11 protein-coding genes are annotated in these 16,835 nt (G+C 41.5%); 8 read left to right on the top strand and 3 right to left on the bottom strand.

All coding sequences use genetic code 11. From position 1 onward, the window contains the following. Positions 1-222 precede the first annotated feature (222 nt). Both BGL48_RS01535 and BGL48_RS16320 read right to left on the bottom strand, forming a co-directional pair. Positions 223-1,878: a condensation domain-containing protein gene (locus BGL48_RS01535; protein WP_255377283.1), complete on the bottom strand. Its 1,656-nt coding sequence runs from the start codon at positions 1,876-1,878 to the stop codon at positions 223-225. Positions 1,879-2,080: 202 nt separating this feature from the next. Beyond that, positions 2,081-2,410 carry a hypothetical protein gene (locus BGL48_RS16320; protein ID WP_218089790.1) on the bottom strand — a complete coding sequence of 110 codons (330 nt, stop codon included), beginning with the start codon at positions 2,408-2,410 and terminating at the stop codon, positions 2,081-2,083. A 392-nt stretch (positions 2,411-2,802) separates the two neighbouring features. Here BGL48_RS16320 and BGL48_RS01530 point away from each other — a divergent pair, with 392 nt between their 5' ends. From BGL48_RS01530 to BGL48_RS01520, 3 genes are all read left to right on the top strand, one after another. Then, positions 2,803-3,963, top strand: a complete 1,161-nt coding sequence (locus tag BGL48_RS01530) for a histidine decarboxylase (protein WP_069361000.1) — start codon at positions 2,803-2,805, stop codon at positions 3,961-3,963. Positions 3,964-4,075: 112 nt separating this feature from the next. Next, entirely contained in the window at positions 4,076-5,686 is a 1,611-nt protein-coding gene (locus BGL48_RS01525) for an ATP-binding cassette domain-containing protein (protein WP_069361026.1), read from the top strand. Beyond that, positions 5,683-7,272, top strand: coding sequence for an ABC transporter ATP-binding protein (locus tag BGL48_RS01520; protein WP_069360999.1), 1,590 nt, complete (start codon positions 5,683-5,685; stop codon positions 7,270-7,272). Before BGL48_RS01525 ends, BGL48_RS01520 begins: the two co-directional genes overlap by 4 nt. Positions 7,273-7,354: 82 nt before the next feature. On the opposite strand, the gene BGL48_RS01515 is transcribed toward BGL48_RS01520, so the two are convergent. Further along, positions 7,355-9,235: an AMP-binding protein gene (locus tag BGL48_RS01515; protein ID WP_083238376.1), complete on the bottom strand. Its 1,881-nt coding sequence runs from the start codon at positions 9,233-9,235 to the stop codon at positions 7,355-7,357. Positions 9,236-9,496: 261 nt separating this feature from the next. On the opposite strand from BGL48_RS01515, the gene BGL48_RS01510 reads away from it, so the two are divergent. From BGL48_RS01510 to BGL48_RS01490, 5 genes are all read left to right on the top strand, one after another. After that, on the top strand, positions 9,497-12,406 hold the full coding sequence (locus BGL48_RS01510; RefSeq protein ID WP_069360997.1) for a condensation domain-containing protein: 2,910 nt from the start codon (positions 9,497-9,499) through the stop codon (positions 12,404-12,406). A gap of 47 nt (positions 12,407-12,453) precedes the next feature. After that, positions 12,454-13,800 carry a putative histamine N-monooxygenase gene (gene basC / locus BGL48_RS01505; RefSeq protein ID WP_141698048.1) on the top strand — a complete coding sequence of 449 codons (1,347 nt, stop codon included), beginning with the start codon at positions 12,454-12,456 and terminating at the stop codon, positions 13,798-13,800. 110 nt (positions 13,801-13,910) lie between these two features. Next, a complete protein-coding gene (locus tag BGL48_RS01500; RefSeq protein WP_069360995.1) occupies positions 13,911-14,852 on the top strand; it encodes an ABC transporter permease in 942 nt (313 codons plus the stop codon). Next, complete coding sequence (locus tag BGL48_RS01495) at positions 14,849-15,796, top strand: iron chelate uptake ABC transporter family permease subunit (RefSeq protein WP_069360994.1); 948 nt, start codon at positions 14,849-14,851, stop codon at positions 15,794-15,796. The genes BGL48_RS01500 and BGL48_RS01495 overlap by 4 nt, the downstream gene beginning before the upstream one ends. 52 nt (positions 15,797-15,848) lie before the next feature. Beyond that, a complete protein-coding gene (locus tag BGL48_RS01490) occupies positions 15,849-16,808 on the top strand; it encodes a siderophore ABC transporter substrate-binding protein (protein ID WP_069360993.1) in 960 nt (319 codons plus the stop codon). The last annotated feature ends 27 nt before the right edge of the window (positions 16,809-16,835 follow it).

Raw genomic sequence — 16,835 nt, 5'->3', positions numbered from 1 at the left:
CTTTACCAGATTTGTCCTACCGGAAAGCTCTCACCACCTAACAGTAAGTAAAGAAACTAAATCTACATAAATAAAAATTGGGAGTACACCGGTTAACTAAGGCGACAAATCATTCTTCCGTTATCATAAAAACTCATAACGGATCCTGGCCATATTGAAGTATCTATGGCCAAGATTATACTATATGTACTAAATCCGATTCTTAACCCAAAATCATTACTTTTAATTTAAAACATCACAACAATTAAATTTATCTACCATTATTACTTTTAGATCAGTGGCATACATACTTATTATTATTTCATTCAATGTTCTCGAAATCTTTTCAATTACCGATTTTGAGTAACGTTCTTTTTGATACGTTATCACAACACGAAGAAGGTGGTCTCCATTGGGTAAAATATCATCCATAATTTCGAAGTGAATACCAAACATAGATTCTTTTTTTTCCGGTGGAATTTGCTGGTAGAAGATATCGCCTGAAGGATTCTTCAAGGATCCAGTCAAAGCATTATTTGAGTGAATATGTACGTAAACATCAAAAATCAAACCACCTTCTATCGGGCAACCCAGAGCTTCCTGAATTAGATTAATAGGAATATCCGCATAGCTCATCGAGTCATTTATCTGTTCACTCACGTTCATTACCAAGTCTGCTAACGAACCGTTCTGGTCAAAATCTATACGGTGCGCGACCATTGTTGTAAAGTAGCCGACGGTATCAAAAAAATTGGCATCCGTTCGACCTGATGCTGACGTACCGATAACCATCTCGTTAGCATCGCTATAACAGCGCAGTGACAGTGCTATAGCGGAATACAATAGGCCAAAAATCGAGGCTTGGTGCCGACGTGCTACCTCATTCAACTTCGGAAATGCATCGAGATCTAAATGGAGTTCCATCCAGTCAGCTTCGGTGCTCGCTCCCCTGCTTCGTTCAATTGACAATTGATCAGATTTTAAATGGACTAAATCCAGACCTCTCGGTGCACCTGCAAGTCTCTTAGTCCAATATCCAAGATGTTCTCTGTTCACACCCTGTAACGCTTGCAATTGAGCAAATTCATGAATACCGGGGACCGATGTCTGCCAGTGAGGTGATTCATGCCTGGCTCGTGATAGGTACGCTTCCGAGAGATCTTGCATGATCGTAGCCAGCGACCATTCATCAATCACCATATGATGAATTAGCATAGATAATATTTGATGCTTATCTTCATCTCTGTCTATAAAACGAACTCTTAACGGTAACTCTTGGGTAAGATCAAACTTATAATTGGCTTCATCCGAGAGCGTTATTCCGTTACTTTCTTCACTTCGCCAGAACCACTGATAATGACTAAGGTCATGTGCAGAAACAGTGTGTTGAGTCACTTCTCCTTTATGTACCTGAAAATGAGTACGTAAACCTGTATGACGTATCAGCACATCTTCGAAAGCTTTACAGAAAATATCCTCGTCTACTTCGTTTAGAAACATGATTGCAAACGGAAGGTTATAGATGGGACTAAAGTCGTAACCCGAGTAGGCCTGCCAAAGAAAATTCTGAGCTAGGGTAAGTGGTGCTGAATCCACGTGAGGCTCAAACGGTTCTTCTTGCGGAGCGAGCATGCCTTGATGAATTGTCACTTCAGAAGCTAACCCTTTTGCTGTAGCAGAGCGAAAGAAGTCATTAAATCTCAATTCAAAACCATAGTTTTTATTCAACTTACCGATGACACGAGTAGCCAATAATGAATGTCCCCCCCAATCAAAAAAGTCATCGTTTATCGACATGTCGGGCTCATTCAGTACCGTTTTGAACTCATCAAGAATCAGGTTGGCAATGGAAATCGAATCTTCAAGCTGAAAAATATCCGTTCCTTGACTGCCTCTCAACCGGCATTTGAAAGGCGAAGTAACATCTAAATCAGACCTTTCATGACAGACTAAGTGCTGGTATCGATGATCTATTTTTTCAATAGTATCTTCAAAAGATATAATTTCATTGAGGATTGGATGAAACTCTAATACTAAAAATCGTTCTTTATGAGTGTCAGCAATGGTGGCAAAGAAAGGAGGGTGCTGGTCAGCCTGCCAATCAAGAGCCTTTCGTTGAGAAACGATAGTGAAATATATCTTTTCCTAAGGAGACAGAGCTCAAACAAAGGCTGTTATTTGAAACATGGTATTTAACGGCTTCTCCACCATCATTAAGGTCATATCGTGCGTTTAAGTTTGGCAATGAATCAATCACCCACAATATTGCTTCTTGTAGTGAACCAAGGTTTATGTCATCACCTAGCTCCCAAGTACAGATAGACCTTACGACTGCTTCGGGTTGTTGTAACTGTAAAAACCAAACCTTTTCCTCATACTCACTAATACGAGATACGCTCTCTTCGACTACACCAGTCGTCTGTATAAACATACCGGGACCTTCTATTGATAATATTGTAAATAATTGACCTTCACAGTCGTTTTTGACAATTCAGTAGGAGACACTGCAACCCAAATTGGCAGAAGGCCCCAATAAATCTTTAACAACGCTTTAGCCTGTCATGGCATAGCCTCCCATCCGTACAGCTTTTTGTCTTCTTTTATAGTCAGACAGTGAATAACATATTGATCATAATTTAGTTGATTCTCATTCTCATTATCAGTACAATAATCTCCGTTGTCAAGCAATCTCGGTGTTGAACTCAACGGAGCTGCTGGCTAATAAATTCAATATGTTAATGAACAGATCTTGGTGTTTCGGTTCTTCTCTGAGAGAGAAGCGTTTTACTCACTAAATACCATCAAATACATACGGAGATGCTCATGAGTCTTTCAGTCGCACATCAAGAGCAGCTAAATGACTTTTGGCAGTACTGTCTCGATCATCAATATTTTAATATTGGCTATCCTGAATCTGCTGATTTTGATTATTCGCACTTATTTAAATTTTTAAGGTTCTCTCTAAATAATTGTGGTGACTGGCGAGAGCCAAGTAACTATGTCCTCAACTCATTCGATTTTGAGAAAGATGTTTTAGCCTATTTTTCAGGGATTTTTAAAATAGATACAGAGGAAAGTTGGGGATATGTTACCAACGGTGGAACTGAAGGGAATATGTTTGGCTGCTATTTAGCGAGGGAACTGTTCCCTAACTCCACACTTTACTACTCAAAGGAAACACACTATTCGGTCGCGAAAATAATCAAGCTATTAAGGATGAAATCCTGTTTGGTCGAGACAACTGATACAGGTGAGATAGACATTAATGATCTTATTTATAAGATAACATCAAACCAAGAAAAAAAGCCCATAATATTCGCCAACATTGGCACAACCATGTTAGGCGCGATCGATAACATAGATAAAATAAAAAAAAGACTGGAAAACATTAATATTGATAGAAGTAACTTCTATTTACATGTTGATGCTGCGTTAAGCGGTATGATTCTACCTTTTGTCGACGATCCTCAACCTTTCACTTTTGCCGATGGTATCGATTCGATCAGTGTATCAGGCCATAAAATGATCGGCAGCCCAATCCCCTGTGGCATCGTAGTAGCCCGGCGCAAAAATGTTGACCGAATTTCTGTCGACATTGACTATATTTCCGGAAAAGATCAGACAATTAGCGGTTCACGAAATGCTCATACAGTCCTAATGATGTGGACAGCTATTCAATCTACTTCTCGTCACGTCTGGCAACAACGTATTAAACAGTGCTTGTCACTCGCCCAAGCTACTGTAGAAAAGCTTCAGGCCGCAAACATACAAGCCTGGCGTAATCCTAACTCTATTACTGTCGTTTTCCCACGCCCATCCGAGCATGTTTGGCGAGCATTTCACCTCGCAGTGTCAGGTGATAACGCGCATTTGATTACGATGCCGCATCACAAAGACACAGGAACCCTCGATAAGTTGGTTGACGCCCTCATATTCGATCGGGCAACGCTTCCCCATGCTCGACCTGTCTTTGAGTCAGTTTAGGACAAAATCATATGCGCTCATCCTGTTGCGCTAGTGACAACAAAGCCACTTAATAACTAAAGGATATTCCCTCTATGAATACGCCTAATCATGGACAATGGAGGCCATTTGCATGAGTAAGTCTTCTTTACTCGAACTTATTAATCATCCCTCTTTGGCGCGGGCCTTACAACCAGCCTTAACTAAACTGGTCACGGGCTCAGTTATATCGTCGCTATCCGGATTAGCTATGTTGGCAGCATTATGGTGTTTAATACAGTTACTTGATGATTTATCACCTTACTGGGTTATCAGCGCACTAGCATTATGGCTGTTAGGCGCTATTGCATCAGCCCTTGCCTCATGGCTTGCTCATGATGGAGAAGCCATTTTTTCGGCTAGATTGCGCCGACAAATTGCTAATCATTTAGTTCGTCTTCCCAGTCATTCTTTAGCTAAACACAGTGATCAGAGCTTACGAAATTTAGTCTCAAAAGACGTCGAAAACTTACACCATATGATTGCTCACTTACCGGCGGAGGTCGCTAATTTTATTGTTGTCCCTCTAGCTGCCATTGCTTTGCTTATTCATATGGTCGGTCTATCTGCGCTTTGGGTATTACTGCCTGGAGTGTTGGCTTCACTTTACTATCTAGTTGTCGTACCCCATATTAATGCTCGGGACGGAGAAGCCCGAATGAAAGTGATGGGTGAAATCATTGCAGCTGTCGACGACTATGCCCGCGGCATCCGAGTCAATCGAGTATATGGCCGACAATCAGGCGCGCTTGCTGCTTATGATGACGCGACCAAACGTTTTACTCGGAGCATGATAATGTGGGTCAGTAAGGTCGCGACACTCGCAGGGATGGCCGTTGCCTTATTGCAACCCGTCGCCACGTTTTCTATCGCTTACTTCATCGCCTTCGATACCAGCACTCAAACTCTGGCTGCGACGTTGTTTTTTAGCCTCGCCATTGTGACGCCTGTGCTAAGGCTGGGACACGGCCTCGATTATGTCAACATAGGTCAAGAAGCTATGGGAAGAATCATATCGCTCTTAAATGAGGCGCGCATTCCCAGTGGAGAAACTACAACGCTAGAAGAAACCTCACCTCTCACCTTAGCAAACGCGCAAATGTCCATCGATGGCGCACGATTACAGGATGTGCTTAATTTCACTTTCCAAAGTGGCGCCTTGAACATCATTACCGGACCAAGTGGTGCAGGTAAGACTACGTTGCTACGCACCATTGCAGGTCAAGAAACCTTACAATCAGGACAACTTGTTTTAGCTCAGACCGATATCCAACAGTTGCATGAATTGGCCCGACATAAAAATTTCTTACTCATCCCCCAAGGAGGGGACGTACTGCCTGCAACAATAGCAGATAATTTACGACTATCTGCTCCAGATGCTAGCGATGAAGAGCTTAGCGCCGCACTACAACGTGCCCAGCTTTTCCTGCCATTAGCAACACCAGCCACCACTATCTCGGGAGGTGAACGTCAACGACTTGGAATCGCAAGAGCATTCTTATCCGACGCCAACGTTATCCTATTGGATGAACCGACTAGCGGCTTAGACAAGGAGAAAATCGTTTCGTTAATGACTGAGCTCAAGTGCCTAGCGGAAGAACATCACAAGACACTTATCATGATTACGCATGATGATTCCTTACGCGAACACGCCGCCACACAACTTGAATTGAAACAGATGATTGCAGTGGAGGATCAACAATGAAAGACAGGCTTAAACGTTCTCTGAATACGATGTTCTCATCCTTACCTACCGCCGCCCGCCAGCGCATCATAAATGTAAGTCTAGGGTGGGCATTAGTAGCTGCATTAGAAGCCTTTGCGTATACCATGCTTGCTGTCGGTATCGTCAATCGAGAAGCACCTTTTTGGGTTTGCGCAAGCGCCGGAGTAGCAGTGCTATTCACAATAATAGTTAACCGATCGGGCTATTTAACAGGTGTCAAGCTAGCAGGTGATCTATATTTTGCCTTAGGTCATGCCTTAGCACGAACTAAACTCTCTTGGTTTAACCATGATCAACGAGCACAAGTCGCTCGTATAGCAGGCCAAGGGATACCCGGTTTTATGAGCGTTCCCGCTCATCAACTGCAAAGCTTTATCCATGCACCCTTGTTACCCATTTTCTTAATTCTAGGAATGGGATATGTCGCGGGACTTGAGATAGCGCTCGGTGCTAGTGTTTTATTAGCCCTCTCCTTGATAACACAGTTTTTTTCACAGCAAGCCTTAAAGCACTCCGATGCAAAGCGCCATCAGACCGAGAACCAAACAACCGCTGCAACACTAGAGTTTGTCGACCATCTTGAATTGTTGCGCAGTGCTGCAGGACCAGTTGGTGCAATAGAGCGAATTGAACGGCGTTGGAAAACACAGGAGGCTGCGTTGGTTAAAACCAACTTAGCTTCAGCGTCAGCTATTTTCATTTCAACGCTAGCCAGTGTTTTACCGATCGCTGGTATGGCCTGTCTTATGATCTTTATGGGTGATATACCCCCCTTAGTGATATTAGCCATCATTATATTAACTGGACGAGCTTGCGCACCACTGATTGAGCTTACTTCTGCGGGCCTTGGATTAAACGATTTGAAAGCCTCCCTCGAGACTTTTAAAAATACAACCAGTGCACCTCAATTGGCTGAGCCTGAGCAACTTAAGTCAGAACCTCAAGACTACACACTGCACATAGAAAAGGTGACTCAGTCCCCTGTATTAGAAGACATCAACGCCACTATTCCATATGGAAAGCGAGTGCGTATTCTTGGCCCTAGTGGAAGTGGAAAAAGCACATTGCTTGAACTCTTGATGCGATTTGATGACCCAGAATCAGGAAAGATCACCTTGGGCGGTGTCGCACTAAGCGATATGCCTTATGAAGAACTAGCCACTCACATCGCTTACGTCCCACAAGAATCCATCGTGTTTACCGGTACCCTGGCCGATAACATACGCATTGGTAACCCCGATGCCAGTGATAAAGAAGTCGAATCGGCCGCGAGAAAGGCCTCTCTAGATAGCGTAATCATGCGTGCGCCAGAAGGCATTCATCAACCTGTCGGACAGCAGGGCGCTGCTCTATCTGGCGGTGAACGCCAGCGAGTCACCATCGCGCGAGCGTTACTTAAAGGCGCACCTCTTCTAGTGCTGGATGAGGCAACCTCTGCATTAGACAGTGCAACGGAAGAGGAAATAATTAAAACAATACACTCACTAAAGGCCACCGTTATTTTTGTAACTCATCGCGAAGTAGAGCTTTGGAGGCCGGATCTGACGATTGATTTAACGAATTAAAGTGCTGTTCCGTTCACCCCTTAAATGCGTGATACATTCTTTCTTGTGTCACGCATTTAATTGAATGACATAATCCAAAATTCTAAACAGCACAGCCTTGTTTATTTAAATATATTATGACGTCTTTCAATGTACGACATTTGGCAATCTTGTAAAATTCAATTGAAACTTGGAGAACGTCACTCAGTTTTTTGGTTACCGTCATCAACTGCTGGGGTCGTAAGCTAAGGGTTGATAACTCTGTTCTTTCACTGATAGATGAATATTTTTCAGCTTCGATAACACCTTTAAAGCTATTTAATACTACCTCACCAATATCATATCCTACGAGAGATGAGTCTATCGATGAGGGGAAAAAGTGTTCTTTTGCTTTTTTAGTCAGTGCGTTCCGGTCTACTTTACCGTTTGCTGTTAACGGCAAGCATTCAATACACAACCACTTCGTGGGAATATGTGAATAGGGCAAATAACGACTCATGTGCTCTTTCAGAGCGGCCTTAGTAATCATTGCAGACATCTCGGTAGGTTTAGTATACAACGCAACCAACTCAGTCAAGTCGTTACCGGGATGAGAACAGCTAACCACGATAGCATCTTTAATGCTTGGATGCTGAGCCAGCGTATTTTCGACTTCAACCGCTGAGATTCTGACACCTTTAATTTTCAAGTAGCCTTCTTCTCTTCCTGCAAAGATAATCAACCCATCATCTCTTACATAGCCCAGATCAGACATTCTAAATACGGTCTCAACATGCTGCCGTTCATTGCGAATTTGAAGGAAGTCATTTTTGATTAACCGGCCATTTTTTAAATAACCGTTTGATAGGTTAATACCTGACATATACATTTTTCCAACTTCACCGATTGCACAGGGCTGCAGTTGTTCGTTCAAAATATAATAGTGATTATAGACTAATGGCTCTCCATAGGGGACCGAGTCAACATCACATTCTCGAATTTCATACCAAATACTCCAAATAGTCGTTTCAGTCGGTCCGCCTAATGAAAATAAACGAGTGTTGGGCAGCAAAGACCTTATCCGTGTCAATAGCGACGGCTTAATATAATCCCCACCTTGAGCAATCAGTCGTAATGAACGTAACTGAACAGCATTGCCTAATGTAAACAGCATATCCACAATGGCAGGTACACTCACCCAAATTGTAATGTGATGTTGCGCAACTAAATCAATCCAAGCTTGGGCATCTTTTTGCTGTTTTTGACTAGGTAATACCAACGTTGCTCCACTAGACAACGTCGCAAAAATATCGAATACCGACATATCGTGATGGAAAGGCGTAACCGCCATCACACAATCCTTTTCAGTTATGTTCCAACGTCGTATGGTTTGCTGCAACACATTCGCCGTCGCACGATGATTAAGCACCACACATTTAGGGGTTCCCGTGCTTCCCGAGGTATACAAATAGTAAGCTGGTGTTTCATCCAAACGATAGCGAAAACGTCCTTCTATCTCAGCCTTAGGCATACTCAGCAAAGACTCTATATATAGGTTGACTGGTCCATCGATCGGTGTTTGAGTAATCACGCGGTCCACACCGCTATTTGCTAATAAATAGGTCGTTCGTTCAACAGGAGAGTCCATGTCAATAGGAAGCCAGATCACACCCATCAGTGTGCACGCCAATACTGTGTAAATAAAATCTGGGCTCTTACCTAAACAAACGGCCAATACCATTCCAGCGCGCAGTTCCTCTTCTTCAAAACCCGCGATGATCCTTAAAACTCGCTCTCCTACCTCGGCATAAGAGATAAACTGGCCATCAAAAATCAACGCAATTTTATCTTCTCTAGCGTCAAATAAGCGATGTGCTAAGCGAGCAATGTAGTCCTCAATTAACGAATCACTTAATGCTTCCATAACTGGAAGAGCTACTATTCCCGTTTGCTCTTGGTCATCACTAGAGCAAAGTCTTTCATTTTTCTCCACTACATATGTCATATATCCGTACGTCGCCTATCCGCTATCTGAACTTGAGGAAATCAATCAAGCCAAAGGGGCTAATTTCGATACAAAAGTATCAGTTGGGCATCAGTGCTGCTGACTAGCCTTTGCCGATGTATGAGCAATCATCGACAACAGCCCCCTTCTTTATTGATCTGTGCCGAAAGAATGATAGATTAAGCAGAAAAATATTGTTAATCATTATCATTTGCATGTAGCATTGCCTATCATTATCAACATGTCAACCGAGTATTCCATATGAACGATCTAACCCCGATGCAAGCAGCATGCTGGTTTGGGCGTGAAACTCACTCAGGTTTTCTGGATGGTGTCTCGGCCCATCTATACATAGAATTCAATACACAATCACTTGATTTACATAAGCTTGAATCAGCAATTCAGCGCCTTCATCAAGAACACGCCATACTTAATTTAGTATTACAAACAGACGGTCAAGCCATCGTTCGTGACGTCTCTACTCGTCGTACGCCTGTTCTCGAAATAGAAGATCTAACTGGCCTCTGCGAGCGCGAGAGGCAATCTAAACTGCTGCAAAAACGCGACCAATGGACGCATCAACAATTGGAGTTACGTCATGGTCAAGTAACTAGATTTTCGGTAAGTTTGGTAGGCGAGAATCATGTTCGCCTCCATATCGACAGCGATATGATTGCAATAGATCCCTCGAGTTTTCGATTGCTCATGGAAGATCTTGCTCAGTTTTATCTCGATTCGGACGCACAGTTTCCTGTTGTTCCCTCTTTTTTTGAATGGCATGCAGCGCTCAAAAGTAATCCTAGTTACCGCAAGCTTTCTATTCGTGACCGTCATTGGTGGCAAGACCATCTAGACGATATTGCTCCTGCGCCTTCTTTACCCTTTACTACTAGTATTTCAAGAACGGCACAAAGCCACTGCCTGACTAATAAACTGTCACTGAACGACGTAGAATCGCTAGAAAGGTTAGCTCGGCAGCATAAAATAACCTTATCCAGTTTAATTATGGGGACATTTTCCTTTACGCTTGGTCAGTTTATTCAAGATAGTCATTTCAGACTCAATGTCCCAACCTTTTGGCGTGCACCTGTTTTAGAAGAAACCGAACGCTGTGTGGGTGATTTTGCAAACTTCGTATTATTGAGCCTCAATACTAAAAGGCATCGTAGCCTAGCTTCTCTATCCCTAGAAATCAGTACCCAAATGGCACAGCTGCTTGAACACTCACATTATTCAGGCGTTGACATTCTTCGCGATCTATCTCGGCGCCGTGGCAATACTCAAGTCGCACCGGTCGTGTTTACCGCTGCGTTGGATTTACCTAGGGGAGCACTGTTTTCCGAAAGGGTGACACAAACGTTTGGTTCAATGGACTGGTGTATTTCGCAAGGACCTCAAGTCGCACTCGATGCTCAAGCAGTGAGAATTCATGATGGCGCCTTAATCAACTGGGATATTCGTTTAGATTACCTAGAACTGCATTGGGTCAAAGAAGTATTCACTTTTTTTATGCAGTCCCTAAAAATGCTTAGTAAAACTCCGGCGCTATTTGATCGTGATTACCATGCCTTACTTGATACAATTGGCCAGTCAATTTCACAGAATAAAAATGATAATTTTAATCAATGCTCCAACGAAGAGCCTTTGTCGAAATTGCAAAAAGCGTACTTGCTAGGGCGCACAAATCAGCTCCCCATCGGCGGTGTCGCTATGCAGGAATTTCGTGAGTACACTGGACATTTCTGTATCCGAATTCTACGCGAACGTCTAGGCTCACTGGTCGAGCGACATGACAGCCTTCGAACCTATATTGATACCCAAAGGCTAACGCAAAGTGTCTCAAAACGAGCTCTTATCAATTTAACTGAGATAGATCTGAGAGATATGTCAACTCAAGCGGCCTATATTTATATTAACCGCTACCGAGAGAGCTATACACATGCACTATTCAACCTAGATAGACCGCCATGGAATATTACTGTGTTCCAAATCCACGATGAAAATCTCGTTGTATTTTCACGTTTCGACGCGTTAATTCTCGACGGTCGTGCCATTGCCACACTCATGAACGAACTGTTTATACCTACAGATTTTCTTTCATCAAAAGAAAGCTATTCAGAGACCGTGTGTTTAGAAAAGGAAAAGTTAACAAATACACTCTCTCGAGCACAGGATAAAGAATACTGGCGTTGTAAGTTAGAGAATATTAAAAACCCTCCTCAAGTCCCTTGGCTTAAGCCTTTAAACAGCATAAAAAGTGCAAGATTCAAGCGCCTCAGTACATGCATTGACGCCAGCACCTTTCGGAATTTTTATAAATTGTCTGCCAAACGAGGATTGTTTAAAAACACAGCTATAATGTCTATTATTCTAGAAATACTATCATACTGGTCTAAAGATAATTTTATCTATACAGCAATTCCTGTGCTACCTCTTTATTCTGGTGCGCTTGAGAATAATTCGACATTTATTACTGTCACTTGGAAACACAACAAACTTAAATTTATCAACCAAGCTAAAAAACTACAAAATGACATTCATCATGGACTTCAACACCTAGAATTTTCTGGTATAGACATTGCTCGACAGTTGATTGAAACCTGCAATACCAATCCTATTCTACCTATTGTCATCACTAATGGGTTGTCTTGGCCGGAGGTCCCTGAGAGTCACACTATGTATTTAGAAAATGGATTGACACAAACGCCCCAAGTAGCAATAGACATCCGGTTCACCAAGCAAAATAAAGATGAATTAGTATTTGATGTTGATTATGTTACTGATGCTGTAAATTCGACTATAGTCATGTCCCTCCTTGAATCCATAAAAGGCGCAATTCAAGAAATCGTTTCTAGAAAAGAGTTTTGTTTTGACATTTACAAACATTCAATAACCGAACAAGATAACTCGTCGAACATAAGCATAAGTACGTCTAAAGATGAAGAAAAATCCACACAAGATAAAATAATGAAGGTTTATTTAGATGTAATAGGAATACAAGAGTCCAGCCTCATCAATAGGGATATGAACTTTATGGATATTGGACTTAAGCCGCAACATTTTAAAAGTATAATAATAAAATTAAATAATATATTTTCTGTGAAAATGCCGGCAAAGGATATCATAAAATGCCGTAACGCAAGAGAAGTTGAAAAACTATTAAACAGTTAAGGTTTAAAAAAACCATAGATTAATTTTATTTATAGAGTTTGAAATATATGGATACAGTAAATACTATTACAGGAATTGGTCTTGGCCCATTCAACCTAGGATTAGCTGCATTACTATCTAAACATGGTGATATAAAATCTTTATTCCTAGAGCGTCATAAAGAGTTTAACTGGCATAAGGGCCTTCTATTATCAGGCACGACACTACAAGTCCCCTTTTTTGCTGACTTAGTGACTATGGCTGACCCATGTCACCCTTTGAGCTATTTAAACTATCTTCATAAACAAGATCGCTTATATAATTTTTATTACTATGAAAAATTTCTAGTTCCGCGCATTGAATACAACCACTACTGTCGTTGGGCGGTTAAACAGCTAGATAATTGCCGCTTTGAAGAATCGGTCAATCATATCTCTTATGATCATACTCACGATGTTTTTTCTGTCCAAAGCGAGTTAGCTTCTGGTCCAAAAAAGACATACTTTAGCCGACACCTAGCAATCGGGATTGGCACTCAGCCCAATATTCCTCAATGGCTTGAAAAATGTGACCATCCGTTAGTACGTCATGCCTCTGAGTTCGCCAACTTGAAAAAAAAACTCACACAATGTCAACAAGTCACCATTGTGGGTTCTGGACAAAGCGCTGCAGAGTGCGTGCTTAGTTTATTTCGTTCTTTGACGCCAGAGCAAGTTGAGCGGGGTGCTTCCATTAGATGGGTGACTCAGTCGGCAGGCTATCACCCTATGGAATCCTCCAAACTAGGACAGGAATGCTTTACTCCAGCCTATATGGACTACTTCCAAACCTTAACGCGGAACCAACGCCGCGACGTAGTCCGTCACCAAGGGCTATTATACAAAGGTATTAGTTGCTCGACGATTGACGATATCTTCGAACTTTTATATGAGCGTTCTATCGGTGGTCGTGTACCAGGGTTAGTGCTGAATCCAAACTGTCATGTCAAATCGATTAAACCAATAGGTTTAACGCATGGATTAAAAATGGAATGTGAGCATACACAACTAAAAAAAATCTACTTTCTGGAATCAGATGCAGTTATTGCCGCGACTGGATATCGCCATCACTGGCCTACCTGGCTAGAAAAATTGAAAGGTTCTGTTCTGGATACCGATGAAAATAATGATTTTATTGTTAACAATGACTTCAGCGCCAAGCGCTGTGACAAAGGTAGAGGAAAAATATTTATACAGAACCCTGAGATATACCAGCAAGGTGTAGGAGGCCCCGATCTTGGCATAGGTGCATATAGAAATGCAAAAATTATTAATAATATCACTAATAAGCCTTACTACCGAATTTCAGAAGAAACTTCTTTTCAACACTATGGCATTCCTAAAGATGCAGTATTTTGTGACCTAGACCAATTATAAAGTAGTCCCCCTAGACATTATCCTTTTGCATAGAAGGTGATTTAAGCTTTTTATTTATTAATAGGCCATGAATTCCATCTTAGCTAATAAATTAAGTGGATATATTTATAATGACATTAAGGTTAACTATAGTAGTTTCTCTACTATGCGTGGTATCACTCATGGTCGGTTCTCAACCAATCTCATGGCAAGGATTATTAGATGGTTCACAAACCGCATGGCTAACACTTACCGCTAGCCGCCTACCAAGGTTAATCGCTATTGCTCTAACAGGAATAGGCCTATCGATAAGTGGGATCATCTTGCAGCATATTGTGAACAATAGATTTGTAGAGCCAGCGACGTCCGGCGGATTAGATGCTGCGAAACTAGGTATACTGGTGTCACTGACTACACTATCAAGCGCTAGCACAGCAAGCAAGGTACTGTTTGCTATGTCTTTTTGCTTAGTCACCAGTCTAATCTTTATTATCATCATTCGCCGTATCGAGTTTAGAAATACAGTATTGATACCGGTTTTAGGGATAATGTACGGAAGCGTATTAAGTTCTATCGCAGAATTTTATGCCTACCAAAACAATATATTACAAAGCATGCAAGGTTGGCTACTAGGCGACTTTTCAAAAATCATCCAAGGCCATTACGAGTTAATTTACCTTATCATACCTATAGTCATTTTGACTTATATCTACGCTCATCGTTTTACCGTTTTAGGTATGGGCCAAGATGTGTCAGCCAGCTTAGGACTCAATTACGCTTGGATGTCGGCACTAGGACTAATTCTTGTATCAATAACAGTAGCAACTTCAGTAATTACTGTAGGTGCTATACCATTTGTAGGTTTGGTGATCCCTAATCTTGTAGTATTGAAATATGGTGAAAACCTATCTCGCACGCTACCTATTGTGGCTTTGGGAGGGGCTTGTTTATTACTAATATGTGATATTTTAGGTCGGTTGATTTTATACCCATATGAAATTCCAATTGGCTTAACTGCAGGAGGTATCGGCGGGTTAATCTTTTTAGTGTTAATTTTAAAGGGTATACGATGAGCCAAAAATTTATAGTGTCAAGCACAGTAAGCATTATTATTTTATTAATAGTATTATTTATATTTATAGGCTCTGGATTCGACTTTGACTATCTCATTCCAAAGCGAGTAACACGAGTGATTACGATCATTCTAGCAAGTATATGCTTGGCCGTTTCCTCCATTATCTTCCAAACCATCGTTGGTAATCGTATTCTAGTTCCCTCAGTGATGGGCTATGAAGCGGTCTATCTTTTGTGGCAAGCCCTATTGTTGTTTTTTCTGGGCACTCAAGGGCAAGCACTACTGAGTAGTGGGAGTAACTTCTCAATTTCTATGGTGTTAATGCTTGGATATTCTTGGGCAATTCATGCTTGGTTAATATCCCGCTATAAACAAGACATTATTCAGTTACTGCTATTCGGTCTCGTGCTCACTATGGTCATCAGCACTTTCACACAGTATATTCAACTTAGTATCAGCCCAGGTGAGTTTTCGATTTTTCAAGGATTTAGTTATACGTCGTTCAACCGTTCTAAACCTGACGAGCTTTTCTATGGTTCGATGGTGGTATTAGCAACACTATGTGTTGGCTATAAAACTTTGCCCGTGCTTGATGTCATGGCTCTGGGGCGGGAACAATCTATTTCTCTTGGGGTGGACTATCATCGCTATGTAAAATTCTTTATTGCATTGATAGCCATTCTCGTTGCAGTCTCTACCAGTTTGATTGGCCCGACTACCTTTATGGGTATATTTGTTGCCAATATCACTTATGCCTTAGCAATCCGGCATCAACACAAAATACTCTTACCACTTGGCTGCGCTATATCGATCATCATCTTCCTTATCGCACAGTTCTTCATCGAGCATGTATTTAACTACAGAACCAGTGTCAATATCCTTGTTAACCTTTTTTGCGGCACTTATTTTATTATTTTTATCATCCGGTCCAGAGGAAAATAATGAGTTCTATTTACAGAGCTATTACTAACAATCTAATTAACAGGAGAATAATATGAACTTATGCAAAAAAATTTTTTCTATCTCTACTTTGGGCATAATGGCTATTGTTTTACAAGGATGTGATAATCAATCAGATCCTATTCAAATCTCTGAAAAAGAGAAATTTATAACGCCAATTACCATCACTCATGAGTTAGGTAACACTGTGATTGAATATCGCCCAAATCGAGTCGCTGCGCTAGATATGAATGAAGTGGATTTCCTCGATCAATTAGAAGTTCCTATCGCAGGAATGGTAAAAGACTATGTTCCTCATTATCTGAGCGAATACAAGGTTGATCAAAACATTGAAGATTTAGGTGCCATTGTCCAACCTAATATAGAGCGTGTATATATGCTAAAGCCCGATCTTATCCTGATGACGCCTTTACATACAGAGAATTATAAGGAACTGGCGAATATTGCTCCGACTATACATTTTGATGACAGTATCCAAAATCATATTGAAAAAGTAGAAGAACATCTCATTACATTGGGACAGATTTTCGATAAAGAAGCGTTAGCTCAGCAAAAAGTCAAGAAATTGCAGCGCAAGGTACAAGAAGTACAAAAATTAACAAGCACGCGCTCCGAAAAAGCACTGGTCGTACTGCATAATAATGGCGCATTTCGAAACTTTGGCCCTCACTCACGCTATGGCTTTATCTTCGAAGAGCTAGGCGTTAACCCTGCCAGTGCCGCAGCTGAAAACTCGCTTCATGGACAACCGATTTCTAGTGAGTTTATCCAACAAGCGGATCCAGATATTCTCTACATTGTTGATAGGACAGCCGTCATGGAGCGTCGCTCAAAGATTAATTATGACGACGTTAGCAACCCTCTGCTACGACAAACCAAAGCATGGAAAAATCATCGTGTGGTATTCGTGGACGCAGACGCTTGGTATATAGCCGCTGCCAGCCCTACTGCAATCAATATTATGCTTGACGACATCACTAAAGGATATCGATAAAAACCAAAAAAAAACTCAAATGATAAT

This window comes from Salinivibrio sp. SS3 (assembly GCF_001722105.1).
GTDB classification, from domain to species: Bacteria; Pseudomonadota; Gammaproteobacteria; order Enterobacterales; family Vibrionaceae; genus Salinivibrio; species Salinivibrio kushneri.
This window is presented reverse-complemented; position numbering and strand designations above follow the sequence as displayed.

What these genes read in the sequence shown, in the direction of transcription:
- BGL48_RS16320 (WP_218089790.1), bottom strand. Translation starts at nt 2,410, where the DNA reads ATGTTTATACAGACGACTGGTGTAGTCGAAGAGAGCGTATCTCGTATT.
- BGL48_RS01530 (WP_069361000.1), top strand. Translation starts at nt 2,803, where the DNA reads ATGAGTCTTTCAGTCGCACATCAAGAGCAGCTAAATGACTTTTGGCAG.
- BGL48_RS01525 (WP_069361026.1), top strand. Translation starts at nt 4,076, where the DNA reads ATGAGTAAGTCTTCTTTACTCGAACTTATTAATCATCCCTCTTTGGCG.
- BGL48_RS01520 (WP_069360999.1), top strand. Translation starts at nt 5,683, where the DNA reads ATGAAAGACAGGCTTAAACGTTCTCTGAATACGATGTTCTCATCCTTA.
- BGL48_RS01515 (WP_083238376.1), bottom strand. Translation starts at nt 9,235, where the DNA reads ATGACATATGTAGTGGAGAAAAATGAAAGACTTTGCTCTAGTGATGAC.
- BGL48_RS01510 (WP_069360997.1), top strand. Translation starts at nt 9,497, where the DNA reads ATGAACGATCTAACCCCGATGCAAGCAGCATGCTGGTTTGGGCGTGAA.
- basC (WP_141698048.1), top strand. Translation starts at nt 12,454, where the DNA reads ATGGATACAGTAAATACTATTACAGGAATTGGTCTTGGCCCATTCAAC.
- BGL48_RS01500 (WP_069360995.1), top strand. Translation starts at nt 13,911, where the DNA reads ATGACATTAAGGTTAACTATAGTAGTTTCTCTACTATGCGTGGTATCA.
- BGL48_RS01495 (WP_069360994.1), top strand. Translation starts at nt 14,849, where the DNA reads ATGAGCCAAAAATTTATAGTGTCAAGCACAGTAAGCATTATTATTTTA.
- BGL48_RS01490 (WP_069360993.1), top strand. Translation starts at nt 15,849, where the DNA reads ATGAACTTATGCAAAAAAATTTTTTCTATCTCTACTTTGGGCATAATG.